Here is a 25960-nt window from a genome sequence, read left to right on the forward strand (position 1 = left end):
GCACGCCCCCGGTCTCGAGCACGGAAACACCGTGCCGACCCTAGGGCCTGCCTTGCGAGCCACCATAGATTGCTCTACTTCACTTCGACAACCTGACCCGTCTGATGACTTCGTATCGCGGCCTCAATAACCTCCTGCGCGCGAACCCCGTCCTCACCTGAGGCCTCGACCTGCTCGGGGGCGATTCCGCCGGCGACGTGTTCACAGAAGCTGTCGAGACGATGCCGGTAGGTATCGGCGATGGTGCGTGCCTCGGGAAAGTCCGAAGCGTGCAGGTGGCTCACCCCGTCACTGTCCTGGGGGTAGAACCACAGGTCCTCGACCACGTTCTCCAAGACCAGACGGCCCCTGGTGCCGACGATCTCGGTTCGGTCGATCGGGTCAGAGCCTGTCACGTCCTGGCTGCCGAGAAGGCTTCCGACGACGCCACTCTCAAAGCGGAGGTTGATGGCGACGTTGGTCCAGCACGTGCGCCCCTCGGAACGCTTCAGGAAGGACTGGACGAACCTGATCTCACCCAGCACGTAGCGCAGGACGTCGACGCTCTGAGGCAGGAGGGCCCGTAGATGGAACCACTCGTCGTCCTTGTCGTGGCTGGTCCACAGCGACCTGCTCACGAGGTTGATCTCGCCCAGCTTGCCTTCGTCGATCCACTGCCTGGCCTTGCGACAGAGCGGCGTGAACCGGTAGTTGAGGTTGGTTCCCAGGCAGAGCTTGCGGTCCCTGGCTCGCGCCACCATCTCGCGGGCGTGCTCGAGGCTGTTGCTGAGTGGGGTCTCACAGAGCACATGCTTGCCGGCTTCGAGGGCTGCCATGACGGGGGCGTAGTGGTCGCCGCCGTTCTCGCGACCGCCCGTGCACACATCGACGAGGTTGATCTCCTCGTTCGCAAGCATCTCGTGCATGTTGTAGTAACCGCGCACGCCCAGGCGTTCCGCCGAGGCATCTGCGCGTTCGTGGACGAGGTCGCACACTGCCGCGACCTGTGCGTGGGGACTGGACTGGTAACAGTCGGCGTGCAGGTTGCCCGTGTCGCGCACGCCGATCACGGCCACTCTGAGCATGTAGGGCCTCCGGATGCAGGGAACAAGGTCGGGCCCTGAGAGGGCCCGGGAAGCCTCCGGCGCCTGGTGCCTGCCCAGGGGTCATCTGGCTTCGGATCGCCTCTAGAATAGCTGAAAGGGAGAGTTGCTGACAAGTTCGGCGGCAGGGCCCGGCTATCGGATGTAGCATCGAGGCAGGCGATCAAGAAGGGGACGCCGTCACGGCGCCTAACCACATGCGGCAGGCTGGGCCGTGACGGCGTCGATCTGCACTTCAGGACGCATCCTGGACGCTCTCTCCGGGGTCGGGACACCGGGCCACTTTGGCCTCGTCTCAGGACACGGGCTTGGCCTTCCCCGAGGTCATGCGTGCACGGGCACCGGGGGCGAGCATTGTGAACAGAAAGGCGGCGGCCATTGCAGACCCGCCGATCAGGTACCACACAACGGGCTGCACCCTGGCGACCAGGATTGCCGGGCCGATGAGAACACCCAGGATGCCACCCAGGAAGTACAAGGTGCAGCCGAGGGTGCCCGCGTAGCAGACCTCCTCACCACTTGTCGTGCGATGGTAGGTACAGCCGAGCGTGGCCCCGAGCCAGACGCCGATCAGGACAATGGCTGACAGGGCGATTGCCATCGGAACGGAAAGAGCGCCCGTCTCCTCGTCAGGACCTGGACCAATCACTCGTGTGACCACGAGCCAGCCGACGGCTGCGGCCAGCGGCCCCCCGATCAGGGTTCCCAGAGCCCCGTGACGGACCATCTGTGAGCAGTACGCAGTGTCGTCTTCGTTCACGGTCTTCGCCCCCCTTACGAAGTGGCAGATCGGTCGTTGACCGCGCCACCGTGCGACGAGGTGCGCAGGAAGCGCACCGATGGAAGCGAGCCTCAGGAAGACGGATGCCCTTTGTGGTCTACCTCTGCTGCAGTTTCTGAGCCGTAGCGATGGACCCGATGTGCTTGTCCAGACCGATCTTGTAGTCCAGGATCGGATCCGGCTTGCCGGTCTGCTCTACGCGGGTCTGAACCCACTGGCACATGCGCTCGTGCAGGAGCCGGCACACGTCCGGCTGTTCCTCGGCCAGATTGTGCAGCTCTCCGGGGTCGTTAACCAGATCGTACAGCTCTCGCTCTGGCTTCCCGTGGAAGTCGGGCTCGAGCGCCTCGAAATACTTCCACTGGGGCGTCCGCCAACCCCGTTTTCGCTGCCAGGTGCACTCCGTGATGTAGAACTCGCTGCGCAGGGCGTCGCCCTGTCCCTTCATCAGCGGCACGACACTCTTGCCGTCGAACTGGATCCTGCCCAAGTCACGGCTGAAGCCCAGGAGGTCCAGAACTGTCGGCATCACGTCTTCCTCCAGAGTATACCCAGTTACGCGCTTCCCTTGCGGGACGAGTCCGGGCCGCCAGAAGATCAGCGGGACATGGAGGGTCTGGTCATAGAGACCGTGGTGGTCGAAGTAGATGTCGTGGTCGTAGAGAGTCTCACCGTGGTCTGAGGTGTAGACGATGAGGGTGTCGTCCAGAACGCCGAGTTCCTCCAACCTCTGGAAGAGAATCTGCTGGCAGGCGTCCATGTAGGCGAGTTCGCCGTCGTAGGAGGAAATGGCCCACTCGGCGTCAGTGACTCCCGGCGGCATCCAGGACTTGAAGAAGTCGGCGAAGGGCTTGAAGGCGAAGACCTTGCGCATGGATCGCTTCTTCTTGTCGGTCGGGTCACCTGCATAGAAGAGGGTGTCGAAGGGGGCCGGCGGGAGGTAGGGCGAGTGCGGGTCCATGTGCCGCAGGAACAGGAAGAAGGGCTTGTCGTCCGCCGCGGCCTCTTCAAGCCAGGGAAGGGTGACGGCGTTGAGATTCTCGGCCTTGCGCAGGGGACGCTCCTCCCAGGGGCCCCAGGCGCTGAAGTTGCGGTACTCGTCGAAGCCCCGGTAGAACTCCCCAAAGCCCACACACAGGGAGCGGTAGCCGTGGCGCTTGAGCACCTCAGGCAAGGTCGGCATCTCCGGCGGCAGCGGTCCCTGCGGGCTAAGGCTTACCATGCCGGTCGAGAACACGTCGCGACCGGTGAACATCGAGGAGTAGCCCGGAGTGGTCGGGATGTAGCCGCTGAAGGCTTTCTCCACCAGAGTTCCCTCGGCGGCCAGCCGATCGGCGAAGATGCTGGTCGTGCGCCGAGGGTATCCATAGCAGCTCATATGGTCGGCCCGAAGGCTATCGACGCCAAAGAGGACGATATTGAGCTTGTCTGAGCGAGACGCCATGTGGGAATCTCCCCTGCGACCTAGCGTTTGGGATAGTCGGCCCATCAAGATTGTATGCACTTCCGTGCAGAGGTTATCTTGACCTTCTTCTCGCTGAGGATTCTGGTGCGGAATCCCATCACCGAGAGGTCAGGATTTCTGCAACGGAGGGGAAAGAAAAGAGCCCCGTCGTAGTGACGGGGCCCTCTGGGTGTAGCGCGTCAGATGGAACTGGTTCGGCTGATGGGAGCCTAGGGACGGAGGGCGTTCCAGGCGATGTCCGCCTGGGTGCCGCCGCCCTGGCCGCCGTCCTTGACGGTGGACTCGACGCGGTCCCACTTGACGTGACCGTCAACGTAGGCCAGGTTCTGACCCTCGTTGTGGCGGTTCCAGGCTGTCTGACCCTTGATGTCGTTGACCGTGTAGGCGCCGGCACCGATTGCGTACGGACTGGCACCTGCACCCTCACCAACGAGGATAACCTGCGCCGGGCTCTTGATGTCGGCCAGGGCGCGGCCGGCAGGGCCGATGCAAGCGGGAGCGGTGGTGACGCCGTAGGCATTGTAGCCGTAGCTGTAGTCAACGCCGGTCGGGCAGGTGTCGTTCCCCACGCGATAGAAGCGGTTGGGGGTGACAGCGGTGTTCATCGCCATATTCCTGTTGGCTGAGGGGCAATCGAAGACCTGGCTGTTCTTGATGTAAGGGGCGAGGACATCGGCCCAGCCAAGACCGTTGCCGTAGCTGGCAGCGCACAGCTTCTCGTCGTAGTCCTGGCAGTACATGGTCGCTGCGAGAGCAAGCTGCTTCATGTTGCTCGAGCAGGAGGACTGGCGTGCCTTCTCACGTGCACGGGCGAAAACGGGGAAGAGGATCGCTGCTAGAATAGCAATGATCGCGATGACCACCAAAAGCTCGATAAGCGTAAATCCAGTTCTCTTCATCTTATGGAACGACCTCCATTGCTGCTCCTAGGAGCACTGTTGTGGTGCGCAAGACCTAGACCGACAGTTCATCATTGCCCACTATAGCACACTTCCAAACCACAGGGCCAGAGCCTCTTTCGTACTATCGGTAGAGTCATGAGATGCTGTAGAAGGCCTGTAGAAGAGTCACGAGGGGGAGTCTCACCGTACGCGGCGCCGGCGATCGCTCAAGCGCCGGCGCCGCGTGATGTCCCTACTGGAGGCAGATCAGAGGGCCGCCAAGTCGGAGAAACCTCCTTTCTCGAGAAGGTCGAACAGTGAGCGCTCCTGCTCACAGGTGAGGTTGACGAGCGGCGAACGCACCGGGCCACAGTCGTGACCGATGAGCTTCATGGCCGCCTTGAAGGCCCCGAGGCCGCCGCCCTGGATGAGGCGGTAGATGATCCTGTTACAGCTGATCTGGAGCTCAGAGGCCCTCTGCACGTTGCCCGCGTAGAAGGCTTCCCGCAGACGGAGGAAGGCGCCCGGCAGTAGGTTGTAGGTCGTGCCAATGGCGCCATGGGCCCCGAAGCACATTGCCGGCAGATGAAGTTCGTCCGGTCCGGAGAGCATCGTCAGGCGCTGGCCGGTCAGGTCGTACATCCAGCGCAGCACGTACAGGGCCGAGTCGGTGAACTTGATCCCCTGGAGGTGCGGGATCTCCATGAGCCGCTCGGCATTGTCTGCGCTGAGGGCGGCGCCGGTGAGACTGGGAATGTGGTAGATGAAGAAGGGAAGCTCGGTCGCTGCGCCGATGGTCTTGTAGTGATTGAGCGTCCCCTCAAAGCCGACCTGGTAGTACACGGGCGCGATGCTGCTGACTGCGTCGGCTCCGACTGCCTCGGCATGCCTGGCCAGTTCGACGGCTTCGCCCGTGGTGAGGGAGCCGACGTGAACCATGACCGCCGCGCGACCGGCCACGGTCTTCACGGCGGCCTCTGCCATGGCCTTGCGCTCCTGCGTGGTGAGGTAGAGACCTTCGCCCGTGCTGCCGCAGACGAAGAACCCGGTGACGCCGACGCTGAGCTGCCACTCCAGGAGCTTCTCGAAAGCAGGTAGATTCAGCTGGCCCTCGGAGTCGAGGGGCGTGAAGATTGCGGTGTTGAGGCCGTGCAGAGGCTCGAACATGGTGCGATTGACTCCCGTTGGTGACGCCGGTCTACTGCGTCAAGGATGGCCGGGCCGTGAGGCTGTGAATTGCACCGCGGCGCGGCAGTTGAGGCAAGCTTAAGGGCGCGTTGCATACCATTGCTTCTGGAACTGCTCGCCGCGCGCGAGCGACTTGCGCAGCCAGTCCTGATTGTCGACATACCAGCGGACGGTCTCGCGCAGGCCCTGCTCCCACTCAACCTCAGGCTCCCAGCCCAGGCCCGCGATCTTGCTACCCTTGAGGGGATAGCGAGGGTCATGGCCCGGGCGGTCGGCGACGAAATGGATCAGGCTGTCGGGCTTGCCGAGCTCATCGAGGATCACGCGGATCGTCTGGAGATTCCGGCGCTCGTTGCCACCGGGGATATTGTATGCCTGGCCGGGCTGGCCCTTCTGTAGGACCGTGTCCATCGCGCGGCAGTGATCGCCGACGTGGAGCCAGTCCCGACGCTGTTGCCCGTCACCGTAGACGGGGAGCGGCTCGTCACGCAGGGCTCGCGAGACGAAGAAGGGGACCAGCTTCTCCGGGAATTGCCGCGGGCCATAGTTGTTGGAGGGTCGGGTGATGACCACCGGCAGACCGTAGGTGACGAAGAAAGCCTGCGCCATGCGATCAGCCCCGGCCTTTGCTGCGCTGTAGGGATTGCGCGGATTGAGCGGCGAGTCCTCGTCAAAGGTCCCCCGGGGTTTGGAGCCATAGACCTCGTCAGTCGACACGAAGAGGAACTTGCTGACCCCGGCACGCCGCGCCGCCTCGAGCATCACGAAGGTGCCGAGGAAGTTGGTGCGAGCAGCCTCCTCGCCGGAGAGGATACTACGGTCGACGTGGCTCTCGGCGGCCGCGTGGATGACCACGTCGGCTTTCTTGCAGGCCCTCAGAGCCTTGTCCTCGTCGCAGACATCCCCGAGCATGAAGGTGAGACGACCGCTGGCTCGCGCCTGCTTGAGGTTGTCACGGCTTCCCGCATAGGTGAGCTTGTCGAGCACCGTCACGTGAGCGTCAGGCTGTGTGGTGAGCAGGTAGTCGACCAGATTTGAGCCGATGAATCCGGCGCCGCCAGTGACCAAGTACTTCACGGACTTCACCACCTCGGGCAAGGATAGGACAAGCTCGTAGGGAGAAGACGCCCCGCCAACTATCCGCCGGACGCACTGCTGTGCAGGTAGACGACTTGGGTCTGCGGATAGGCCGAGTACCACGCGAACCAGAAGCAAGTCACCTGCCGGGGACTCTCGCCCCGTTCATCGACGGCCGTGAAGGTCCGCGAAGCGGGACGCGGATCCCAGGTGATTCGAAGGCGACTACCATCAACTTCGCGCACTACGCTCAGCGGCTGATTCCCGGCCGCAGGCGGCACAAAGGCAAGTGTCGCGCCCTGGCTGCCGGGCCTTAGTGCGAGAACCACCGTCTTCGGCGCAGGTCCGCCCTGCGGCGAAGGCTGCAGAGGCGGCGCCAGGATCAGGCCCGGGTCCTGCCAGTAGTTGACGGTGCCCTTGGCGTCGGGACGCTGAACCTGGGCATACGGATCGAGATCGTAGGGCCGCCCGATGCCGGTGTTGCGCGACAGCAGTGTTGTCTGTGGGTGCCGCTGCAGCCAGGAGGCCCAGCAGGTGCGCTCGACCGGGAAGCTCGCGATTACAGCGCGACGAGTCCAGGGCCCCGCGATGCACTCCCCCGTCAAGGGCGACCACAGATTGCGATGCTCACGGTCATATAACAGCGTCACCCCGTTGTACGCCTTCCCGGAGACGCCGAAGGACAGCATATCGCCGCCGACAGCCCGTGAGAAACCGAGAGAGGCCCCGCTGAGGGGATCGAAGACCAGGCAGACCGGCTGCCCTTCGAGGACATCGTTGACTACACAGTGCCAGCGCAGAATCGCCAGCGGGTAGCAGCGAGCGGTGTCGCCGACCGTGACGCCTATCACTTCGTCATCGGGGCGCAGAGACCTCTGCTGCTGCGGCGTGATACAGCGCGGGTTGTCGAGCGCCGGGATGTCGTCCACTGCGGGAGGCATGTCAAGGATGTCGCTGACACGGACCGAGCAACGGCGGACGTTGAAGGCATTGCGCGAACTGCGTCGCGATTCCGGGAGCCAGCCGTGAAGGGCAACGCTCGGAACAGGGCGCCACTGGGCGGGATCGTCCGGGCTCGCCTCGGCCTCCGCGCGGTCAGCCAGCCAGTCGACATCGGGGACGCTCAGGTGCCCACTCAGTCCGTAACTCACGATGACCGCACAGGCGGTCATGAGGGCCGAGAACACCCACAGCCACGAACGATTCGCACGGAGGTCTCGAAGCATCGGAGGAGTCAGTTCCAAGGGAGTGACGCAGCCGGAGGGATAGTATCACATCCTGCGGCCTCGTGTCAGCCGTTCAGGCGTCAGTGCGCAGGCGGCAGGACAGGAGGTCTGGCGGAGGGAATAGGTCTGTCGCCGCACAGTGCAGTGCCCGGTGGCGATATGGTCCGGGCAAGGACGAGCACCGACCGTCTACCTGAGAACCGGGAGGCAATCCCCGTGGGTACGCCCCTGAAACTCGTACATATCGGCGCCGGTGGGTTCAGCCGGACGCGCCACGCACCGACGCTGCAGCACCTTGCCGAGAGCGTAGACCCGCCCATCTCGCTGGAGGCGATCTGTGACCTGGACCGTCGGCGTGCCGTAGGCTTCTGCGAGGCCTTCGGCTACAAGCGGGCCTACACAGACCTGGAGGTCATGATCCAGGAGGTCCAGCCGCAGGTGATCGTCTGCACGGTCCAGCCTCCGGCGACGGCGCCGGTTCTGGAGCGCCTGCTGCCGCTGGGCCTTCCGATCTTCACCGAGAAGCCGCCAGGTGTGACCCTTGCGCAAGCCGAGCGTCTGGGTGACCTCGCCGAGGAGCATGGTGTGCTAACCTTCGTCGGCTTCAACCGTCGCCGGGCGCCGGGCATCGAACGCCTCAAGCGCTGGGCCCTGGAGAACGGTCCGGTGCGCTACCTCAGGGCCGAGATGCTGCGCAACCGGCGGCTGGAGCCCGAGTTTGGGATCGGCACGGCCATCCACGCCCTGGATTGCCTGCGCTACCTGGGCGGCGAGGTCGAAGCGGTCGAGACGCTGTGTCGTCCCTACGAAGGCACCGAGGCACGGGACTTCCTGGTGCGTCTGCACTTCGCCGACGGCTTCGTGGGCGACCTGGCAGTCCTGGTCGACTGCGGGCTCCTGCGTGAGCGCTACCTGATCCACACGACGAACGCGTGCATGGAGACGACGCTCGCGGGCGGCTACAGCAGCGACTTCTGCAAGCCGGGAGAGGTGGCCTACCGCGGAGGCGTCGTTGAGTTCGACGACCCCGCAGTGGTAGACTGGATGGTAGCCGGCGGGTTCCTCGGCGAACACCAGGCTTTCCTTGAGGCGGTGCAGAGCGGGAAGCTACCTGACTGTTGCCTGCAGGATGGGCGTCGATCGGTGCGGCTGGCGGTCGCTGTTCACGAAGAGTACAAGGGGCCGATGGAGGCTTTCACTCCCACCGGCCCTGATCCCTATGTGCGTCCTGCGGGCGGCTAGGCAACGCAGTCAGCGTCGCCCGTGCTCGACCCGGGCTGCGACACTCAGAGCTGATTCTTGCAGCGCTCGCGCAGATCCAGGACCTCCCTGAGTAGCTCGCGGATCTTGGGCGCTGCCTGCTCGACGAAGAGCTCTGCAAGGTACTTGCCGTGCTCTGCGCTGGCCTGGCGCGGGTCCTCGCCGCCGACGCCGAAGGTGTCGATGCTGATCTCGCCGTCGGAGGGCAGGCGGCTGAGCTCCACGAGGTCCGGCCGGTAGTGCATGAGCAGAGAGGTCTCGTTGCGCCCGGCGTGGTCGCCGCCCTTGACGTTCACCCAGCCCGCGGGAAGGTAGTCCTGCCAGGCAACCGCCCGGGCCTTGGAGTGACAGTCGCAGAAGCGCTGCACGGCCTCCTGCAAGGTCTCCACATGCTTGCCCCCGTAGTGCCCCATCAGGATGAGCATGACGCGGAAGCCCTCGTCGTAGAGCTGCTCGAGGTACTGCAGAGCAAGACCGAAGACGGTCTCGCGGGTAAACTCAAGGGTGTGGTGGAAGCCGCGCCACGGCTTCATGGTCTGGTATCCGCAGTACACCGGCGGCAGCACTACGCCTCCAACAGCCTTGCAGAGGTCAAGCGCCATGTGGTAACACTTGACGGTGTCCAGCCCGATGGCGTTATGTGGACCATGCCACTCGTGCGCTCCCCAGGGGAGGATCGCAAAGGGGCATTCCTGAATCACTTGGTCAATCTGTTGCGGGAAGCTCTCTTCATAGCGCATTACGGACCTCCAGTAAAATCACGGTGGGGCGCGGCCTCGGGGCGCCCGGTCGAGGAAAGGTTTGGCTCCCGTCGCAGGGAATCCTCCCTGCGAGTTGGGAGAAGCGATCATGCAGGAAGTAGACGAGGTAACCCAGGGCGCCGAAACGCCGTCGGCCCCTCAGGGACGATCGGTACGTGTGGGCCACCTGTCGGTGCTTGCCCTTGGTCACGGCGTGAATGACGGTTTGGCGAATGCCATCGCCCCGATCTGGCCGATGGTTCGGCAGCAGTTCGGGCTGACGATGTCCGGCATCGGCCTCATCACCTTTTGGTGGGGCCTCACCACGAACTTCAGCCAGCCGCTTTTCGGCTACCTGATCGACCGCTGGAATCCCCGCCGGATTCTGGGCGTCGCGACGCTCGTCGCCACCGTGTTCTTCTGCACCGTGGGCTACACGCGTAACCTCACCTGGTTCGTGGCGTTCCTGGTGTTAGGCGGCCTCGGGGTCTCCGTGTATCACCCACGCGCCGGGGCACTGGCAGTCAAGGTATCGGGCGGGCGCAAGGCCCTTGGCATGGGTGTCTTCACCGCCGGCGGCTCGGTAGGCATGGCCGCCGGGTATCTGCTCAGCCCGTACCTGTGCGAACTGGTCGGAAGCACGAAGGGTCTGCTGTATGCAGCGCCGGCAGGCATCCTCACCGCGGTGCTACTGTGGGGAACCGGGTCGCGTGACAGCCGGCAGTCGGCCGACCAGGGGTTCGACTTCCGTCAGGATGTGCTGCCGCATCTTGGGAAGCTGCTGCCCCTGGCGCTGGTGATGATCCTGCGGGCCTCGACGGTGGTGGCTTTCTGCAACTTCCTGCCGCTGCTGCTCGCGGCCCAGGGGCGTCAGTTGGTGGCCGGCGGGTATTCGGGGTTCTTCTTCACGGCCGGCGGCGCGATCGGCAGCATGATCGGTGGCCACATCTCCGACCGTCTCGGGCGGCGCGGCATCACGATCGTCTCCATGCTTCTGAGCCCCGCGTGCGTGTACTTTGCGTTGCAGTCCACACAGCGGCCTGGCCTCGCGTGCCTGTTCCTGGCCTTGTTCACACTGGGGATGGTACTGCGGGCAGCGGAGGCCGTGAACATCACCCATACGCAGGAGCTGCTGCCACGGGCTACGAGTCTTGCGAGTTCCCTCGGGATGGGGTTTGCCTGGGGCTTCGCCGGTCTCGTCGCTCCGCTGCTGGGCTTCCTCGCGGACCGGCACGGCGTGGACTACGCTCTCGGATGGGTCATCTGGCTCCCGCTGGTCGCGGGACTGGTTGCCTTCGGCATTCCGAGGACCACCGGCTCAGCGAAGTCGGCGAGTGAGACAGCCTAGCGAGCGCTGTGGAAGTGGCGCAGGTCTTGGTGGCCCTCAGGGAATTCGCTCGAGGCGCCGCACTCGCCACGGAGTGCCTGCATCGCCCAGCAATGGGACGGCACGCAGACACTTGCGCTCCAGCGCCGAGCGGAAGGCCTCCGGGCCGATGGCGGAGTTCAGCGCAAGCAGGTCGCCTGACTGGATCGGCAGGGAGGCGATGTCGTCGACCTCCTGGTAGCGCGTCTGCGGCGGTCGTCCCGCGAAGAGGGAGACAGCGAAACGCGGACCGCCGAGAAGGTACACCTTGCGCTGCGGCGTGAGGCTGTCGGCGATCACCTGACCGGCCTGGCGCTCCGCCTGAACGTCCACCGCGAAGGCGGGCGTCCCGGTCACTGCCTCCAGCGGACTGACCGGGAGTCCGGTGCCCCTTGCCAGCGTAAACCAGCCCGCAAGCACGACACCAACCACTACGAGCAGCGCCGACGCGAGCACGGGTCCGCGTCGACTGGCGGAGGCACCCCGCAGGTATGCCCCGAGTACCGGCGCGATCAGCGCCAGACCCACGCACGTTACGATGACCCCGAAGGTCTGAAGCTGCGTCCACACCGAGGAACCGATGCCCGACAGCCAGGCCGGTGTCAGGGCTGCGCCGATTCCTGCTCCGAGGACGAGCCAGGCGCCGGGCCGTCCGGAGGGAGGTCCTGGCAGGCCGTTTCCCCGCCGACGGACCTCATGGAAGACCAGCCCGACCACGGGCGGGCAGCAGAGCACGGCGACAGCCGCAATCGCACCGGCCCAGGACAGCCAGTAGACTCCCGCGGTCTCGCGAGCCACGGTCAGACGCCAGAAGTGCCACGGATCGCCCATGATCGCCCAGTTCGCGCCAACCCACACCAGGGCGCAGTAGCCCAGCGGGAGCAGGAAGGCAAGGAGCGTGCCCTCCATCCGTGCCCAGCCTTCCTTGCGAGTGCGCCAGGCCACGTAAGCGGTGGCGGTGATCACCAGCCAGATCGCGTCGTAGCGAGTGAGGACCGCGGCGGTGAGGAAGAGCGAGCAGGTGAGCAGATCCCGGAACCCTTCGGCGCGTGCCCAGCGCATCAGGGCCCAGGCAGCACCTAGCGCGGTGAAGGCCAGAAGTACCCCGGGACTGCCGAGCGCTCCGAGGCTCAAGACAATGGGATGACCGACGAAGCAGGCCACAAGCGGCCAGCGAAGCCGGCGGGGGAGCCCCTCCTGGGCTGACAAGGAGTTGAGCAGCACCGCACAGCCGCCGAGCAGAAGGCTGCCGAGAAGTGGACAAGCCAGGCCCGAGGTGGCAAGGGCGGTCGACAGCGCACCCAGAGGCAGGTACAGCAGGGCAGTCAAGGGCGGATTGCCGAAGCCGACCAGCGCGAGGTTGAAGCGCGGGTCCTTGTGCAGCACATCCAGCGCATGGGAGAGCGCTGATAGGGCGTCGAGGTCGGCAGCTCCCGCTTGGAGGGCCTCAAGGCCAGCACGGAGGCACACGGCTGCCGCCAGAGCGAAGATGCTCCAGGCCTCCAGACGCCTGACCGGATTCGTGTGGGTCGGTTCAGTTGCCATGCTGACGGGTGTGGGCTGCGAAAGAGCTGCCGGTGACGACGCAGTGCCGGTCAAGAGCTCTTCACGAGACCGTGCTGCGTCTTCTCCCAGTAGTGCGGGTTGATGATGAGCTGGCCGAAGGCCTTGTAGGCCGCCCAGCTCATCATGAGCCAGTAGATCGGCGTGAGGAGCGCGTACTTGACCAGGTCGTAGTACCCCCGGTTCATGCATCCCGCGACGTTCAGGTAGACGAAGACGAAGTTCCCCACCAGCAGGCAGAAGACGCCGGCCACGTAGATGACGCCGGGGAACATGGCGTCGATCACATTGGAGCGCGTTATGAGCCACAGAAGGGTGAGGAGCCAGTACACTGGGTTCAGCAGGAAGCAGAGCGTCGAGCCGCCGACGGTCATCTGGAAGGAGAACCAGTCGCGGAGACCCAACTGCCGGAAGAGCTCCAGGGGTCTGCGGCTGTGCACCAGGTAGGTCTGCAGGTAGCCCTTCACCCAGCGCGAGCGCTGGCGGATCCAGCCCCAGAAGTAGGAGTTGGCCTCCTCCCAGGTGGTGCTGTCGATCATCGCGGTGCGCCAGCCGTGCTTGTGAAGGCGCACGCCCAGGTCGCAGTCTTCAGTGACGTTGTAGGGGTCCCAGCCGCCGAGTTCGCGCAAGGGGGCGACGCGGAAGTGATTTGAGGTGCCGCCCAGGGGGATCGGCGCACCAGAAGCAGTGAGCCCCGGGAGGAAGAGGTCGAACCACACGGAGTACTCCGCGGTGAACCACTTGGTCAGCAGGTTCTGGCGCTGGTTGAAGTAGTTCAGCTTCGCCTGCAGGCAGGCAACCTGATCGGGCACCTTGCGGAAGGCTGCTGCCGCCTTCCGAAGCTGGTCACGCTCGGGGAGATCCTCGGCGTCGTAGATGACCAGCAGCTCGGAGGTCGCAAGGTCCAGGCCCCAGTTGCAGGCCTTCGGCTTGGTCTTCGGCTGGCTCGTGGGGACGACCACCTTGCGGAACTGCGGCGGGAGCGTCATGGCGTCCGCCGTTTGCCGGGTCTCGGTGTCGTCCTCCTCCAGCAGGAGCATGATCTCCAGCTTCTCGGGGGGGTAGTCGAGATCACTGAGGCCCTTCACGAGCTTTGCCAGCACCGCCGACTCACGAAACAGCGGGATCAGGATCGTGTAGGTGGGAAGGGCGCCATCGGGCACCGCAGTCAGGTCCCCGGGGGAGACCTGAACCTCGGCCTTCTGTCCGAGCGAGCGCCAGACCAGGAAGAACTTGTACACCGACTGCAGGATGTAGAAGGTGATGACGATAGCGTTCAGTACGATGAGCGTGGGGATGAGGGCGAGGATCAGGCCGAGGAGGAGAACCACAAGCCCGACGCCAAGCAAGACGGCCTGGCGCGGGTCCAAGGTATGAGCTGCACACTCAAGGGGCCGCTCATGCAGTACTCGCAGTGGGTCAATCTGGCGCGACCGAGCCGGGTCAGACAATACGAGTTCCCCACCCCGAGGAGACAGGGTTCAGCCGGAAAGGGAAGCCTGGGCTTGCCGCCGCTCTGCCAAGTGCAGCGATTTGTGCCCAGGTCCCCTGACACAGCGCGTGTTCACGAGTCATAAAGAACAGGGCGCGAGAGGAAAGGTTCCGCCTCGCGCCCCTTGCTTATCCTTGTGCAGGGCATCTGGAGCAACGACCCAGGCGTCCTGCCGCCAAGTCTGCCTGCTGAGCTAGGGCGCCGGCGCGGTGCGCAGCGGGAAACCGGCCTTGCTCAGCGTGTCCAGACTGACAAGGTTGAGATTGTTCAGGAAGGCCGCACCATCCAGCAGGTCCGGCTCGATCCACCGCCGGTGGCACTTGATGGCCCAGGTGATCTCGTCAGGACGGGGTCGCGGACGGAAGACGATGAGCCCCTTCCCGATCGGCCAGGCAGCGGCGACAACGTGCTCGGCCCGGAAGGCACTCACGAGAATCGGCCGGGCACCGTCGGGGACGGTCTGCATCGCCTCAAAGGTGTCGGCGGCTCGGACCGCTCTGACGCCCGCGGCGAGAGGGTGGTTCTGTGCCCCGGCGGGAACCACAGCCACGTCGGTTGTGCCGCCGGAAACATGGTTCGCCCCGAAGCGGGAGCCCAGCTCCACGTCCATCCAGCACACATGCCCGGCAGCGACCCACTTCTTGATCTGCTCCATGAAGCCGGCGGTCCAGGTATCCTCGTTATCGGTGAGCCAGAGGATGCCGACGCCGTCGAGCTTGACCTTCGACTCCTGATCTGCCACCCGCAGAGCCGCTCGTACCTGTGCGGCGATCTGGGCCGGGTCCTTCGTGGCCCGTGGGGTCTCACGGTAGGCGAGACCCGTGGCTGCCAGAATCGCAAGAGCAAGGGTGAGACAGGGGACAGCCCGAAGGCGGTAGTGCGGCGCAAGTACTCGTCTCATCATGTGAAGCCCCCTTGGTGCGTGTGTGGTGGGCCTATCAGAGCCGCCGAAACGCGTATGGCTACTTCGCGCTAACGGTACTGACCGATAGTAGGCGCGCCAGGGAGTTGTACTCGACCGTGACGCCAAGCTCCGGCAGGACAGCACGCGGCGGGATGTACAGCACGTTGTCCTTGATAGCGGCTGCGGTCTTCATATCCTTGAGCTGGCCGTTGATGTTGGCCATGCGCTCGCCGATGGAGATCTTGACGTTTGCCTGGCCGCGGGTGATCTCGAGGATCTTGGCGCCGGAGTGCCAGACCAGCGTGGCGCCGATGGCCTGAAGGACGGGTTTTGCAGGCACGAGCATCACGCCATCAGCGGCGACCATGGGCTCGGGGCTGAGGCGCAGCACCTTGCCGTCAACCGCAACGCGAAGGCCCTTCGACGCGCGGTACTCCTTCTCCAGGTAGGAAAGCGCAGGCCAGGGGATGAGGATGTCGGCCTTCGCTACCAGACTCTGCACGTAGTCGGCCTCGCTGACGCCCTTGTCCTCGCGCAGGCGGAGCTTGATGTCGCTTCTCACGGCCTCGAAGGGCTTGGTGCCGGCCTCGCGACGTTCACCGGCGAGGGCGAGGTAGGCTTTGCCGTCGAGCTCGAAGGGTGTGCTGACGTCCTTGACCTTGAGGGCCGCTGCCTGCTCCCAGAGGCCTGCAATCGGGCAGGTGGCCGCAGAGACCCAGCCGAGGTCGCCGTCCTTGCCCGGGAGCGGCTGCACACCGTAGCGCCTGGCAGCAACTTCCCAGGGCGTGCCCTCGAGCAACGCACGATAGGCGACCAGGGCGTCCTGCTGCGATTCCGTCGGAATGACCTGCAGGTGGAGTTCGGTCTGGGCGGCGAAGTCGGCCTTGTGAGCATCGTAGTAGGCCTTAGCCGCGGCGTCGCTGACGACGCTGTCCTTCTCCATCAGCGCACTGACCATGAGTTGCTGGCGCAGGTGCTCGCGATAGGCCTTAAGGGTATAGCCCATCTCCTGGAGGTGGTAGTCGAAGTCCTCCTCGGACGCATAGGACTTCTTCTGCGTGTCGAGCAGGGCGGTGACGGCTTCCTGGGAGACTGTCACACCCTGAACGCGTGCCTCATCCTCGATGACACGGGAACGGATGATGCTGTCGAGTATCTCGCGCGCGAACTGACCTTCAACGACGTGGTTGAAGTAGGGCCAGGTGACGTTGAACTTGTTGATCCGTGCCAGAACCTGGGGCGAACCGGCGGAAGGACGTGGAATCTGGGCGTAGACGATGGAGGTTAGCAGGGCAAGGGCAAGTGTGAGTGTGACGAAGAGGCGCGATCTCATGAGTGGACCCCTCCCGGCGGCCGTTTCTGGCGCAGGAACACAGCCTGGACGTCCACGTCCAGGCTGGCTAGGCACGAGCGGATTATAATGCCGCCTTTCGCGGCAAGTCAAGGAACCGACCCTCGGGTGAGACAGGCTTGGTCACCGCCCTGACACACCCGAAAGGCAGGCCGTTCTGCAACGGTGACTAGCTACCCGAGATGACCTTATCGACCCGCTGGGCGGCCTCATCCAGAGCCTGCTTGGGGCTCTTCTTGCCCATGAGCGCTTCCTGGATGCTCGTGCGGACCTCGTCCTCGACGGCGGTCCACTTCGGGTGCAGCGGAACGAACTTGCCCGTGGGCAGCAGTTCCATGAACTTGGACCACTGCGGGCTCTTCTTGATGAAGTCGCTCTCGGCGACGGCCTTCAGTTCCGGCAGCATCCCGAAGGTCTGGGCCCACTCCTGGCGCAGGGCCGGCTGGTAGAAGTACTCGACGAACTTCCAGGCAGCCTGCTTGTTCTTGCTGCCCTTCATCAGGATGATGTCGTCGGTGACGGCCATCGTGACTTGCTTCTTGGATGCGGGAATCGGCGCGAGATCGTACTTGAGGTTCGGCGTCTGCTTGTCCAGCATCCCCCAGAACCAGGGCCCCGTGATCATCATGGCGAGTTTGCCGCTCTTGAACTGCTCCTGGAGGCCCTCGCGGTCATAGGCGGTCGGGTTCGGTTCGGTGACCTTGTGCTTGCTCACGAGGTCGCACATGAACTGCAGGGCCTGCACGCCGGCCTCGCTGTTGAAGACGGCCGACTTGCCGTCCTCACTGAGAATCTCGCCGCCGTTGGCCCAGAGGAAGTAGTAGAAGTAGACGTCGGTCTCGACCTTGTTGCCCTGGATCCCGAAGGCAAACTGGCCCTTGTCGGGCGCGTTGATCTTCTTGGAGACCGAGATGATCTCGTCCCAGGTCTTGGGCGGCTGTACTCCGGCGGCGTCAAGTATGCCCTTGTTGTAGTAGAGCGCGCGGGCCGACACGGCGATGGGCAGACCGTAGAGCTTGCCCTGATACTGCGCGCCCTGGAGGGCAATCGGCAGGAACTTGTCGCGGAACTCCTGGGTGACGTAGCTATCCAGGGGCTCCACGGCATCGATGGCGACGAACTCAGGAATCCAGCGTGATCCGACGTTCACCAGGTCCGGCGGATTGCCGCTGGAGATGAGCGTGTTGAGCTTGTCCTTGCCGGAGTTCCAGTCGACGACCTCGATGGAGAGCTCACAGCCGGGGTTGTCGCGGTTGAACCCCTCTTCGAGCTTCTTCATGAACCCGCGCGTGCCCGTGTCGTACTCCATGGCCAGGAAGCGGATCTTGCCGCCCTCGCCGGAAGGCTGAGAGGTTGCGCCGCCGGCGTTCGTTGAGGGCGACGGAGTAGCGTTCTCCTGGGGTGGCGGCGGGCACCCGGCCAGCAGGCAGACAGCCAGGACGGCCGAGAGTAGTGTCAAGAGGCAGCGAGCGGGCATGACATGGCCTCCCACGATAGAGGGGTTGTTGAGAGCGGCTGCAGCGGACCGCGCGCACTTTTCGCGCTCAGAGGCCCGTATTCCTGCCGGACAAGCAAGACAAAGGGCTGCGACCGGACCTCAGTAGGCCGTGACGCGCTTGTACAGGTAGTACACCCCGGCACCCGCGGCATTCAGGAAGCATAGCATCATGTAGAAGTAGTTGAGTTGCAGCACAAAGCCCAGGATGGCACCCACGATCAGCGAGACCAGGGCCACCGTCTGGAGGTAGCGAAGGCCCTTCTTGCCGCGGAAGGCTTCGACGATCTCCCAGGGCCCGGGCAGCATGGCGCCGCAGTTAGCGCAGTACCGCGAATCTCCCGTGTTGATGAAGTGGCACTCGGTGCAGGGCGTCTGCTTCTCCTTGGCCTGCTCCATGAGCTGGAGCACACGCTTGTAACGATGCTGCACTTCGAGGTCGTCGGAGACTTCGAGGTATCTGCGGTACCAATCGGCCGACACATCGTAGTTTCCGCGCTGGAAGTAGATCTCGGCGAGGCGGCGGTACGGGTAGGGGATCTCGGGGCGCTTGGCAATGCTGTGTCGGTACTTCTCGATGTCCTCCTGCTCGAGTCTCGCCAGACCGCGCTGGTTGGCCCAGCGACGAGACAGAGGGAAAGCGATGGCGAGAAGCACAGCCGGGAGAAGACCAAGGGGTCCGAGCCCGGAGGCACCGAGGGCGCCGAAGACCACCAGACCCAGGAGGGCACCGCTGTACAGAAGGAACTCGAGGCCGCTGATCTCCTTCATCAAGAGCAGCCCGAGCAGGCCCCAGATGCAGCCCCCGAGAACCAGCAGGCCCCCCAGGATCCCGACGGCCAGGAAGATGGCGCCCCCTGCCGCACCAGCCAAAACGGTTCCCCCCAGTCGTGTGTAGAGGTCGATACGCCCGCACGAGCCGAACTGCCACGAGCTGACCTGAGCCCGGCTGAAGACAGGACTAACTCAAGCCGTAGATGCTTGCACCCCGGTCGGCCAGCGTCTGACGCAGCGCTGCAACATCAATGCCGCGGATGTCGGTGGAGCCTTTCACGCTCATGGCCGCCGCGAGACCGGCTGCCTCACCATTGCAGGCAGCGATGGGCATGACACGATGGGAAGAGTGGGCGGCGTGGTCGGAGGAAATCGGGCGGCCGCCGATCAGCAGGTTATCGAAGCCCAACGGACACAGGCAGCGATAGGGGATATCGTAGGCCTCGCCCGCGGGCAGGCGCTTGATGACCGTGCCGCCGCCGGTGGGACTGTGGATGTCTACGGGATAGGACCCGCGTGCGATGCCGTCCTCGAACTTCCGGGCAGCAAGGACATCCTCGGCGGTGAGCACGTAGTCGCCGAGGACGCGACGCGACTCGCGGATGCCGATCTGCGCCGGGACGGCCGTGAGGTAGGCGTTCTCGAAGCCCGGGACCTTGGCGACCAGGAACCGGATCATCTGGCTGATCTGGCGCCTCGATTCGAGTTCCGCCGCGGTGAGGTCAAGGGCGTTCGTGGCATCAAGCCGCACGACGCGCGTGGTGTTGAAGTGAATCTCGCCGGGTCGCGTGGTGTAGAACCACAGGACGTTCTCGCGCGGGTTCTCCACCTCACCGGCCTCGCGAGCAGCGTCGTACAGGGCGTTGATCTCGTCTCGCATGGGCATTCGCTTCTCGTCGACGCCGGCCATGCGGAAGTTGGCGGTCATGGGCTGGCAGAGGCCATCCTCGGGACGCCCCTTCTCAATCTTCGCGCCGGCGTAGAAGGCCAAGTCTGCATCGCCGGTGCAGTCCACGAAGACCCTGGCGGTCACTGCCTCGAAGCCTGACTTGCTCTGGAGCAAGATGCGCTCGACGCGCCGGTTGGAGACCTGCGCTGCACAGACGGTGCCGTGGAAACGAAGCTGCACACCGGCATCCAGGGCCAGACGGTCGAGCACCAGCTTGGCAACCTCAGGATCGAAGGCGGTCTTCGCGTCCGGGCGCGTACCGTAGGCGTTCGCCTTCCGCATATAGTCGATCATGCGCTGGAAGACGCCCTTGTTGATCTGTTCCTTGCCCGCCCAGTAGCTCATGAAGGGGTTGACGAGGCCGGCGGTCATCATCCCGCCGAGGAAGCCGTAATGCTCAACCAGCAGCGTGCTGGCTCCTGACTCGGCGGCAGCAACGGCGGCGCACAGTCCAGCAGGGCCGCCACCGCAGACAGCCACGTCAACGTCATGAGCAACGGGGAACTGGTCGATCGCAAAGGTACTCACCAGCACACCTCCGAGTCAGTCAGATGGACGAGCCGTCCAGCGGCGGTCTGCAGACAGCACGGGACCTACTCTTCCAGGGCCTTGTCCAGCAGTTCGTTGACGAGCTGCGGGTTCGCCTGGCCCTTCGTGGCCTTCATGACGAAGCCGACGATGGCCCCGGCGGCCCTCTTCTTGCCCGCCTTGAGGTCCTCGACGGCCTTCGGGTTGGCGGCGATTGCCTCCTGGAGGATCCGCTCGAGCTCTCCGGTGTCGCTGATCTGGGTCAGCCCTTCCTGCTCGATGATCTCCTGCGCCGTCTTGCCGGACTCCACCATCTTGGCGTAGACCTGCTTGGCGATGCTGTTGGAGATCGCACCGGTCTGCACCGAGTTTATGAGGTCGGCAATCTGGCCGGCGGGAAGGCTGAAGCTCTCGACGGCGATGCCCTTCTCATTGAGCGTGGCCATGACGCTGCCCATCACCCAGTTGCTGGCGACCTTGGCGTCACCGCAGGCCTGGGCAAGATCCTCGAAGTAGTCGGCGAGCGCCCGGTCTTCGGTGAGGACCCCGGCGTCGTACTCCGGCAGTTCGTACTCCGCCACGAAGCGCTTCTGGCGAGCCATCGGCAGCTCCGGCATGGAGGCTCGGATCTGCTCGACCCACTCGGGCTCCGGCGCCATGGGGATCAGGTCGGGCTCCGGGAAGTACATGTAGTCGTCCGCAGATTCCTTGCGGCGCATGGGCGAGGTGGCGCCCCGGGTGTCATCCCAGCGTCGGGTCTCGCGGTAGGAGGGCAGCGTTCCGTCCTCCAGTTCGCGTCGCTGGCGCTGGAGTTCGTACTTGATGGCGTTGTAGCAGGCGGTGATGGAGGCGATGTTCTTGACCTCGATGACCGGGGTCTTCTCGCCGGTCTCGAAGTCGATGTAGTTGACGTTTGCCTCGGCCCGCATTGCGCCTTCTTCCATGTTGGCGGTCGAGACGCCAAGGTAGCGAAGCAGGCGCCGCAACTGCAGCAGGTACTCGCGAACCTGCTCAGCGTTGCGGAAGTCGGGCTCGGTGACGACCTCCATCAGGGGCACGCCACAGCGGTTGTAGTCGACCAGGCTGCGACCGTCCGGAAGGTGCGTGCTCTTGCCGGTGTCTTCCTCGAGGTGCGCGCGGGCAATCGCGACGGTGAAGGGTTCACCGTCGACCACGAGATCGAGGTGCCCCTCGCTGGTCAGCGGCTCGTCGTACTGGCTGATCTGGTAGTTCTTCGCCAGGTCGGGGTAGAAGTAGTTCTTCCGGTAGAAGCGAGCACGCTCCCAGATCCTGCAGCCCAGGGCCAGGCCGGCACGGATCGTGAGCTCAACGGCCTGCTTGTTGGCCACCGGCAAGGAGCCGGGAAGGCCAACGCATACCGGGCAGCAGCGGCTGTTGGCGTCGCCGCCGAATTCGTTCTTGCAGGCGCAGAACATCTTGGATTCGGTGAGGAGCTCGACGTGGACCTCCACGCCGATTACAGGTGTGAGAGCCATGCGATCACTTCCGGAGACGGAATCAGGAGGTAGTAAAAGGCGCCACAAACGACCAATTGCTCTCGCCCTGGGGATAGCAGCGAGATGCACTGCAGCACGTGATCGGTCCCGAAGGACCATCGCTGCGCCGGAGAGCTTGCTAACGTCGGGTGAATTGTAGCAGCCAAGCCAAGAGCGTGCAAGGCAGACACCGCAAGGGCCAGGCCGCCGGCTGTGTCTGATGGCCCGCGCGGTCGCTCACAGGGACAGGAGGTCGTCTCGCTACCGCGACGAACCAAGGCCTACGATCAAGGATGTCTACAACGGTGCCCCGGGAGACCTTGCCGTGAACAGCGATCCCATCCCCGAACTGATCGGTCTCGTACAACCTGAGGAAATGCGGGCCAACCTGTTCTACCTCGCTAAAGACCCGCTGCCCATGCGCAAACTGTGCCTGACCTTGCCCGGCCACGAGAAGTGCACCCTCTACGAGGCCGACGACTATATCCAGGGCAAGCTCGAAGGCTGGGGGTATGAGGTTGAAAAGGAAGGCGTGCAGGTGCAGTCCTATCGCAGGGACATCACCAAGAACCCGCACCACCAGTACTCCAAACCCGAACCTGACGACCCTTGGTACACCGCCTACAACCTCTATGCGAAGAAGGTCGGGACCACGAAGCCCGAGGAGATCATCGTGGTGATCTCGCACAAGGATTCGCAGAGCTGGATCGACTGCCCCGGTGCGAACGACAACGCGGTCGGCACGGTCAGTAACCTGGAACTCGCGCGGATCCTGAGCGGCTACGAGTCCGAGCGCAGCCTCTGGTTCATCTGGTGCAACGAAGAGCATACCCCCTGGACCAGCGTAACGGCCGCCAACAACGCCAAGGCCCGCGGCGACAAGGTGATTGCGGTCTTCAACATGGACAGCGTCGGCCGCAAGTCGGAGGAGGACACCGCAGCCGGCAAGAAGATCAACGTCAGCGCCTTCGCTGCGCCCGAGGGCGAAGCCCTGGCCGACCTCCTGGCCGAGGTGAACGACGCCTATGGCATTGGCCTCGATCAGCGGAAGGCCCAGCGGCCTCAACCCGGCGACGATGACGGGTCCTATGTGAAGGCCGGCTACCCGGCGGCGCTGATCAACCTGGGGTCCTTCCCCTATGCCGACCCGAACTATCACCTCGAGACCGACACGGCGGAGACCGTGGATATCCCGAACGCTGCCATGACCACGCAGATGGTGCTGGCAGCGATCGTCAAGCTGGACCGTGGAGCGTAGCGCTTCACCCACCGGCAGGGCGGTTGCGGAGTCGTGGCCTGCGTCGCCCGCCAAACCCAATCCCGATCTTGGCAACAGATGATGGAGGCCCACTGATGGATCGGCTGAACCGGTTTCCGCAGATGATGCAGCAGTACCTGATGCGGCGAGTGCGGGAGGCAGAGACGGAAGCGGACGAGCGCAAGTTCTCCATGCGCACGCGCAAGGATGCCCTGGCCTACCAGGAGGCGCTTCGCAAGAAGATGCGCAAGGTCTTCGGGCCGCTGCCGCGCAAGACACCTCTGAAGCCCGTGCTGACCGGGTCCTTTGAGCGTGACGCCTACACGGTGGAGAAGGTCATGTTCGAGAGCCGTCCCGATTTCCCGGTGACGGCCTCGCTCTACGTGCCGAAGGGCTACGATGCCCCGATGCCCGGAGTCATCGCGCCCTGCGGTCACAGCGGCAATGGGAAGGCCGCAGACGCGTACCAGTCCTTCGCCCAGGGCCTCGCGAGCAAGGGCTACGTGGTGCTCTCCTACGACCCGGTGAGCCAGGGCGAGCGGACGCAGTATCCGGACGGCAAGGGCGGCTCGAAGGTCGGGATCTGCTGCCCGGAGCATAACCACATGGGCTCGCAGCAGGGCCTCGTCGGTGAGTTCTTCGGAACCTGGCGAGTCTGGGACGGCATCCGTGCCCTGGACTACCTGCTGACCCGCCCGGAGGTCGACCCTACCCGTCTGGGAGTCACCGGGAACTCCGGCGGCGGCACACTGACCAGCCTGATCGTGGCGAACGACGACCGCTACCTGGTGGCGGGTCCCGGCTGCTACGTGACCACCTGGCGACGCAATGCGGAGAACGAGCTCCCGGCCGACTCGGAGCAGCAGCCTCCGCTGGCGCTCTCCCTTGGGATGGACATGGACGACCTCTTCGGCCTGCATGCGCCCAAGCCCCTTATCCTGCTGACCCAGGAGAAGGACTTCTTCGACCAGCGAGGCGCTCTGGAGTCCTTCGCACGCCTCAAGCACCTGTACAAGCTCCTGGGCGCCGAGGACAACGTGGCGATGGTGACGGGACCGGCGCACCACGGCTTCGCCCAGCCCCTTCGGGAGGCCATGTACTCCTTCTTCAACAAGGCCTGCGGCAAGAAGGAGAGTGGCAAGGAGCCGCCCGTTGTCGTCGAGACCGACGAGCAGATGCAGGTGACTCCGACCGGGCAGGTCTCAGACCTCGACCGCGCGCCGAGGACGGTCTTCAGCTTCACGGCGGAGAAGGCCCAGCAACTCGCCGACAAGCGAAAGCCCCTGCGCGGCGACGACCTGCGCAAGGCCATCACGAAACTGCTTGCCCTCAAGAAGCGCAGTGGCGTGCCCGACTACCGGATCCTGCGGCCGGTCGGACGACGCACGGACTACCCGCGGCCCTTCGCCACGCACTTCGCAGTCCAGACGGAGCCGGACATCGAGGCCCTCGTGTACAAGCTGGAGGACGAGGGACTGTGCTCGCGACCCGCGCCGGGCAAGCAGGCAGTACTGTACGTCCCGCACCAGTCCTCCGACGAGGACCTCGCAACCGATGCGCTGGTGAAGGAACTCGCCGAGCAGGAGCAGTCCTTCTTCACCGTAGACTGCCGCGGAACGGGCGAGTCGCAGCCGAACACCTGCGGCAGGAACCAATACCTGAACATCTACGGCAGCGACTACTTCTATGCTTCCTTCGGGATCATGTTCGGGGAGCCCTACGTCGGCTGGCGAGTGCACGACATCCTGTCGGTTCTCGACTGGATGGAGAGCTACGGGTACAAGAAGGTGCATCTCGTCGGGCGCGGCTGGGGGAGTGTCCCGGCTGTGTTTGCAGCGGTCCTCGACCCACGCGTGAAGCAGGTCACGCTGAAGAACGCCCCGGTGTCCTTCACGGAGTGGGCAACGACGGAGATGCTGCGCTGGCCGCTGTCCACGTGCCCGCGAAACGTGCTGCAAGTGCTGGACCTGCCGGACTGCTACGCGGCGCTGAAGTCAAAGAAGCTGCGACTGGTGGAGCCCTGGAACGCCGAGATGCAGCCCTGCGGGGAGTAGGAAGCCAGAGGGAGCCTGCGGATTCCGGACGCGACCAAGTGTCCGGAATCCGCTTGTCTTTGGGGGATGGGGAAGAGGCAAGTGCCGGCGTGTCTCGTCAGGCAGCGCCCTCAGAGCGCCGAGCCTTCCGCTGCCTGTCGATAGGTCAGGGCGACGACTTCGCCTTCGTGACGACCGGCGGCGTGGTTCAGCATGGTGAGCAGTGTCTCACCCTCGGGATCGTTCTGGGCAAGCACCGTTAGCTCAAGCCACGGCGCGTACATGAGCCCGCCCATGTCGTGGGCGAAGTCGACGCACCCACGGACGTGAGCCAGCCACTCGTCGACGGGTCGCCCCTGCACCTCGAAGAAGTTGCGATCGCAGTACCCCGGGCAAGGGATCTCCAGAAGGCCTGAGGGGTACAGTCGCGGCTGGCTGTGCTTGATGAGCATGGCCGCGTTCTTGTCGGCGAAGCCCACCTCCTGCGGGTCGGGCGGCTGCTTGGTGGAGTGGTCGGAGCTTACGAACCCCAGGCCGCTATCCATGACCGCCTTCTGTAGGCCCTCGTGTTTCTGAATCCCGAGTCGACGCATGGGGGAGAGCCGCAGGCCCTCAGGCTGCGGGAGACCGACCTGCACGAAGGCCTCGATCCCCGACTTCAGGGCTGTCAGCAAGGCCTGGGCAGCACCCTCCTCTGGTGTCTCGGTGCAGGTGACCAGCAGGTCGACGGCATGGCCGCGATCGGATAGGTCGCGCAGGAACGGTGCGGCGTCGGCGTTCCCCAGCAGATCAGGGGCGAGGAAGACCTGCAGTCGGCCCTGGTTCGCCTCGATCTGGGTGGCTGCGGAGGCGAGGTAGGCCTGGCGACTGTCCGGTGAGTCTCCTGCGGACCAGTCCGCGGCAAAGCTCACGGCGCACCGCGAGCCCTGAGGTAAGCTGAGCATGGTTGCTGTCTGACCTTTCTGCCTGGAGCCCAGAACGGCCGGGTCGCCCGGCAGGCGATGCCAATGCCCTCTATCTGCCTGAGCGACCCGGGTAACATCCAGAGGCA

Annotated in this window: 21 protein-coding genes; 4 read left to right on the plus strand and 17 right to left on the minus strand. The window is 64.5% G+C overall.

The window, feature by feature from the left end; translation table 11 throughout:
- Window positions 1–74: 74 nt before the first annotated feature.
- The 7 genes from ABFE16_07380 to ABFE16_07410 all read right to left on the minus strand — a co-directional run bounded on the left by ABFE16_07380 (window position 75) and on the right by ABFE16_07410 (window position 7700).
- Entirely contained in the window at window positions 75–1064 is a 990-nt protein-coding gene (locus ABFE16_07380) for a Gfo/Idh/MocA family oxidoreductase (protein ID MEN6345115.1), read from the minus strand.
- Window positions 1065–1377: 313 nt separating this feature from the next.
- A complete protein-coding gene (locus tag ABFE16_07385) occupies window positions 1378–1842 on the minus strand; it encodes a hypothetical protein (protein MEN6345116.1) in 465 nt (154 codons plus the stop codon).
- Window positions 1843–1960: 118 nt separating this feature from the next.
- Window positions 1961–3307: a sulfatase gene (locus ABFE16_07390; protein MEN6345117.1), complete on the minus strand. Its 1347-nt coding sequence runs from the start codon at window positions 3305–3307 to the stop codon at window positions 1961–1963.
- Between the two features lie 230 nt (window positions 3308–3537).
- Window positions 3538–4227 carry a DUF1559 domain-containing protein gene (locus ABFE16_07395; GenBank protein MEN6345118.1) on the minus strand — a complete coding sequence of 230 codons (690 nt, stop codon included), beginning with the start codon at window positions 4225–4227 and terminating at the stop codon, window positions 3538–3540.
- 249 nt (window positions 4228–4476) lie between these two features.
- Window positions 4477–5376 carry a dihydrodipicolinate synthase family protein gene (locus ABFE16_07400; protein MEN6345119.1) on the minus strand — a complete coding sequence of 300 codons (900 nt, stop codon included), beginning with the start codon at window positions 5374–5376 and terminating at the stop codon, window positions 4477–4479.
- A gap of 99 nt (window positions 5377–5475) precedes the next feature.
- The gene (gene rfbB / locus ABFE16_07405; GenBank protein MEN6345120.1) at window positions 5476–6474 is read right to left on the minus strand and encodes a dTDP-glucose 4,6-dehydratase; all 999 of its coding nucleotides are present in this window, start codon (window positions 6472–6474) and stop codon (window positions 5476–5478) included.
- A gap of 59 nt (window positions 6475–6533) precedes the next feature.
- Window positions 6534–7700 (minus strand): DUF3179 domain-containing (seleno)protein, encoded by a 1167-nt coding sequence (locus ABFE16_07410; GenBank protein MEN6345121.1) that lies wholly within the window; start codon window positions 7698–7700, stop codon window positions 6534–6536.
- Between the two features lie 216 nt (window positions 7701–7916).
- Here ABFE16_07410 and ABFE16_07415 point away from each other — a divergent pair, with 216 nt between their 5' ends.
- Window positions 7917–8942: a Gfo/Idh/MocA family oxidoreductase gene (locus ABFE16_07415; GenBank protein MEN6345122.1), complete on the plus strand. Its 1026-nt coding sequence runs from the start codon at window positions 7917–7919 to the stop codon at window positions 8940–8942.
- Between the two features lie 44 nt (window positions 8943–8986).
- On the opposite strand, the gene ABFE16_07420 is transcribed toward ABFE16_07415, so the two are convergent.
- The gene (locus ABFE16_07420) at window positions 8987–9700 is read right to left on the minus strand and encodes a creatininase family protein (GenBank protein MEN6345123.1); all 714 of its coding nucleotides are present in this window, start codon (window positions 9698–9700) and stop codon (window positions 8987–8989) included.
- 109 nt (window positions 9701–9809) lie between these two features.
- Between ABFE16_07420 and ABFE16_07425 the strand changes: the two genes are divergently transcribed.
- A complete protein-coding gene (locus ABFE16_07425; GenBank protein ID MEN6345124.1) occupies window positions 9810–11048 on the plus strand; it encodes an MFS transporter in 1239 nt (412 codons plus the stop codon).
- Window positions 11049–11084: 36 nt separating this feature from the next.
- On the opposite strand, the gene ABFE16_07430 is transcribed toward ABFE16_07425, so the two are convergent.
- The 8 genes from ABFE16_07430 to gatB form a co-directional block, all read right to left on the minus strand.
- Window positions 11085–12611 carry a glycosyltransferase family 39 protein gene (locus ABFE16_07430; protein ID MEN6345125.1) on the minus strand — a complete coding sequence of 509 codons (1527 nt, stop codon included), beginning with the start codon at window positions 12609–12611 and terminating at the stop codon, window positions 11085–11087.
- 50 nt (window positions 12612–12661) lie between these two features.
- Window positions 12662–13999 carry a glycosyltransferase gene (locus tag ABFE16_07435; protein MEN6345126.1) on the minus strand — a complete coding sequence of 446 codons (1338 nt, stop codon included), beginning with the start codon at window positions 13997–13999 and terminating at the stop codon, window positions 12662–12664.
- A gap of 315 nt (window positions 14000–14314) precedes the next feature.
- Window positions 14315–15025 carry a hypothetical protein gene (locus ABFE16_07440; protein ID MEN6345127.1) on the minus strand — a complete coding sequence of 237 codons (711 nt, stop codon included), beginning with the start codon at window positions 15023–15025 and terminating at the stop codon, window positions 14315–14317.
- A 58-nt stretch (window positions 15026–15083) separates the two neighbouring features.
- Window positions 15084–16358, minus strand: a complete 1275-nt coding sequence (locus ABFE16_07445) for a stalk domain-containing protein (protein ID MEN6345128.1) — start codon at window positions 16356–16358, stop codon at window positions 15084–15086.
- Between the two features lie 187 nt (window positions 16359–16545).
- Entirely contained in the window at window positions 16546–17853 is a 1308-nt protein-coding gene (locus tag ABFE16_07450; GenBank protein MEN6345129.1) for a sugar ABC transporter substrate-binding protein, read from the minus strand.
- A gap of 120 nt (window positions 17854–17973) precedes the next feature.
- A complete protein-coding gene (locus ABFE16_07455) occupies window positions 17974–18744 on the minus strand; it encodes a zinc ribbon domain-containing protein (GenBank protein ID MEN6345130.1) in 771 nt (256 codons plus the stop codon).
- An 88-nt stretch (window positions 18745–18832) separates the two neighbouring features.
- Window positions 18833–20122, minus strand: a complete 1290-nt coding sequence (locus ABFE16_07460) for an FAD-dependent oxidoreductase (GenBank protein MEN6345131.1) — start codon at window positions 20120–20122, stop codon at window positions 18833–18835.
- Between the two features lie 65 nt (window positions 20123–20187).
- On the minus strand, window positions 20188–21618 hold the full coding sequence (gatB, locus tag ABFE16_07465) for an Asp-tRNA(Asn)/Glu-tRNA(Gln) amidotransferase subunit GatB (protein ID MEN6345132.1): 1431 nt from the start codon (window positions 21616–21618) through the stop codon (window positions 20188–20190).
- A gap of 325 nt (window positions 21619–21943) precedes the next feature.
- On the opposite strand from gatB, the gene ABFE16_07470 reads away from it, so the two are divergent.
- Window positions 21944–22876, plus strand: a complete 933-nt coding sequence (locus tag ABFE16_07470) for a M28 family peptidase (protein MEN6345133.1) — start codon at window positions 21944–21946, stop codon at window positions 22874–22876.
- A gap of 95 nt (window positions 22877–22971) precedes the next feature.
- Window positions 22972–24930: a prolyl oligopeptidase family serine peptidase gene (locus tag ABFE16_07475; protein ID MEN6345134.1), complete on the plus strand. Its 1959-nt coding sequence runs from the start codon at window positions 22972–22974 to the stop codon at window positions 24928–24930.
- 110 nt (window positions 24931–25040) lie between these two features.
- On the opposite strand, the gene ABFE16_07480 is transcribed toward ABFE16_07475, so the two are convergent.
- On the minus strand, window positions 25041–25853 hold the full coding sequence (locus ABFE16_07480; protein MEN6345135.1) for a hypothetical protein: 813 nt from the start codon (window positions 25851–25853) through the stop codon (window positions 25041–25043).
- Between the last annotated feature and the right edge of the window lie 107 nt (window positions 25854–25960).

It is taken from the genome of Armatimonadia bacterium (assembly GCA_039679385.1).
Lineage (GTDB): Bacteria > Armatimonadota > Zipacnadia > Zipacnadales > JABUFB01 > JAJFTQ01.

Coding starts and splice junctions, on each gene's coding strand:
- ABFE16_07400 (MEN6345119.1), bottom strand. CDS start 5,376: ATGTTCGAGCCTCTGCACGGCCTCAACACCGCAATCTTCACGCCCCTC.
- ABFE16_07395 (MEN6345118.1), bottom strand. CDS start 4,227: ATGAAGAGAACTGGATTTACGCTTATCGAGCTTTTGGTGGTCATCGCG.
- ABFE16_07430 (MEN6345125.1), bottom strand. CDS start 12,611: ATGGCAACTGAACCGACCCACACGAATCCGGTCAGGCGTCTGGAGGCC.
- ABFE16_07390 (MEN6345117.1), bottom strand. CDS start 3,307: ATGGCGTCTCGCTCAGACAAGCTCAATATCGTCCTCTTTGGCGTCGAT.
- gatB (MEN6345132.1), bottom strand. CDS start 21,618: ATGGCTCTCACACCTGTAATCGGCGTGGAGGTCCACGTCGAGCTCCTC.
- ABFE16_07380 (MEN6345115.1), bottom strand. CDS start 1,064: ATGCTCAGAGTGGCCGTGATCGGCGTGCGCGACACGGGCAACCTGCAC.
- ABFE16_07410 (MEN6345121.1), bottom strand. CDS start 7,700: ATGCTTCGAGACCTCCGTGCGAATCGTTCGTGGCTGTGGGTGTTCTCG.
- ABFE16_07475 (MEN6345134.1), top strand. CDS start 22,972: ATGGATCGGCTGAACCGGTTTCCGCAGATGATGCAGCAGTACCTGATG.
- ABFE16_07440 (MEN6345127.1), bottom strand. CDS start 15,025: ATGATGAGACGAGTACTTGCGCCGCACTACCGCCTTCGGGCTGTCCCC.
- ABFE16_07445 (MEN6345128.1), bottom strand. CDS start 16,358: ATGAGATCGCGCCTCTTCGTCACACTCACACTTGCCCTTGCCCTGCTA.
- ABFE16_07450 (MEN6345129.1), bottom strand. CDS start 17,853: ATGCCCGCTCGCTGCCTCTTGACACTACTCTCGGCCGTCCTGGCTGTC.
- ABFE16_07425 (MEN6345124.1), top strand. CDS start 9,810: ATGCAGGAAGTAGACGAGGTAACCCAGGGCGCCGAAACGCCGTCGGCC.
- ABFE16_07420 (MEN6345123.1), bottom strand. CDS start 9,700: ATGCGCTATGAAGAGAGCTTCCCGCAACAGATTGACCAAGTGATTCAG.
- ABFE16_07480 (MEN6345135.1), bottom strand. CDS start 25,853: ATGCTCAGCTTACCTCAGGGCTCGCGGTGCGCCGTGAGCTTTGCCGCG.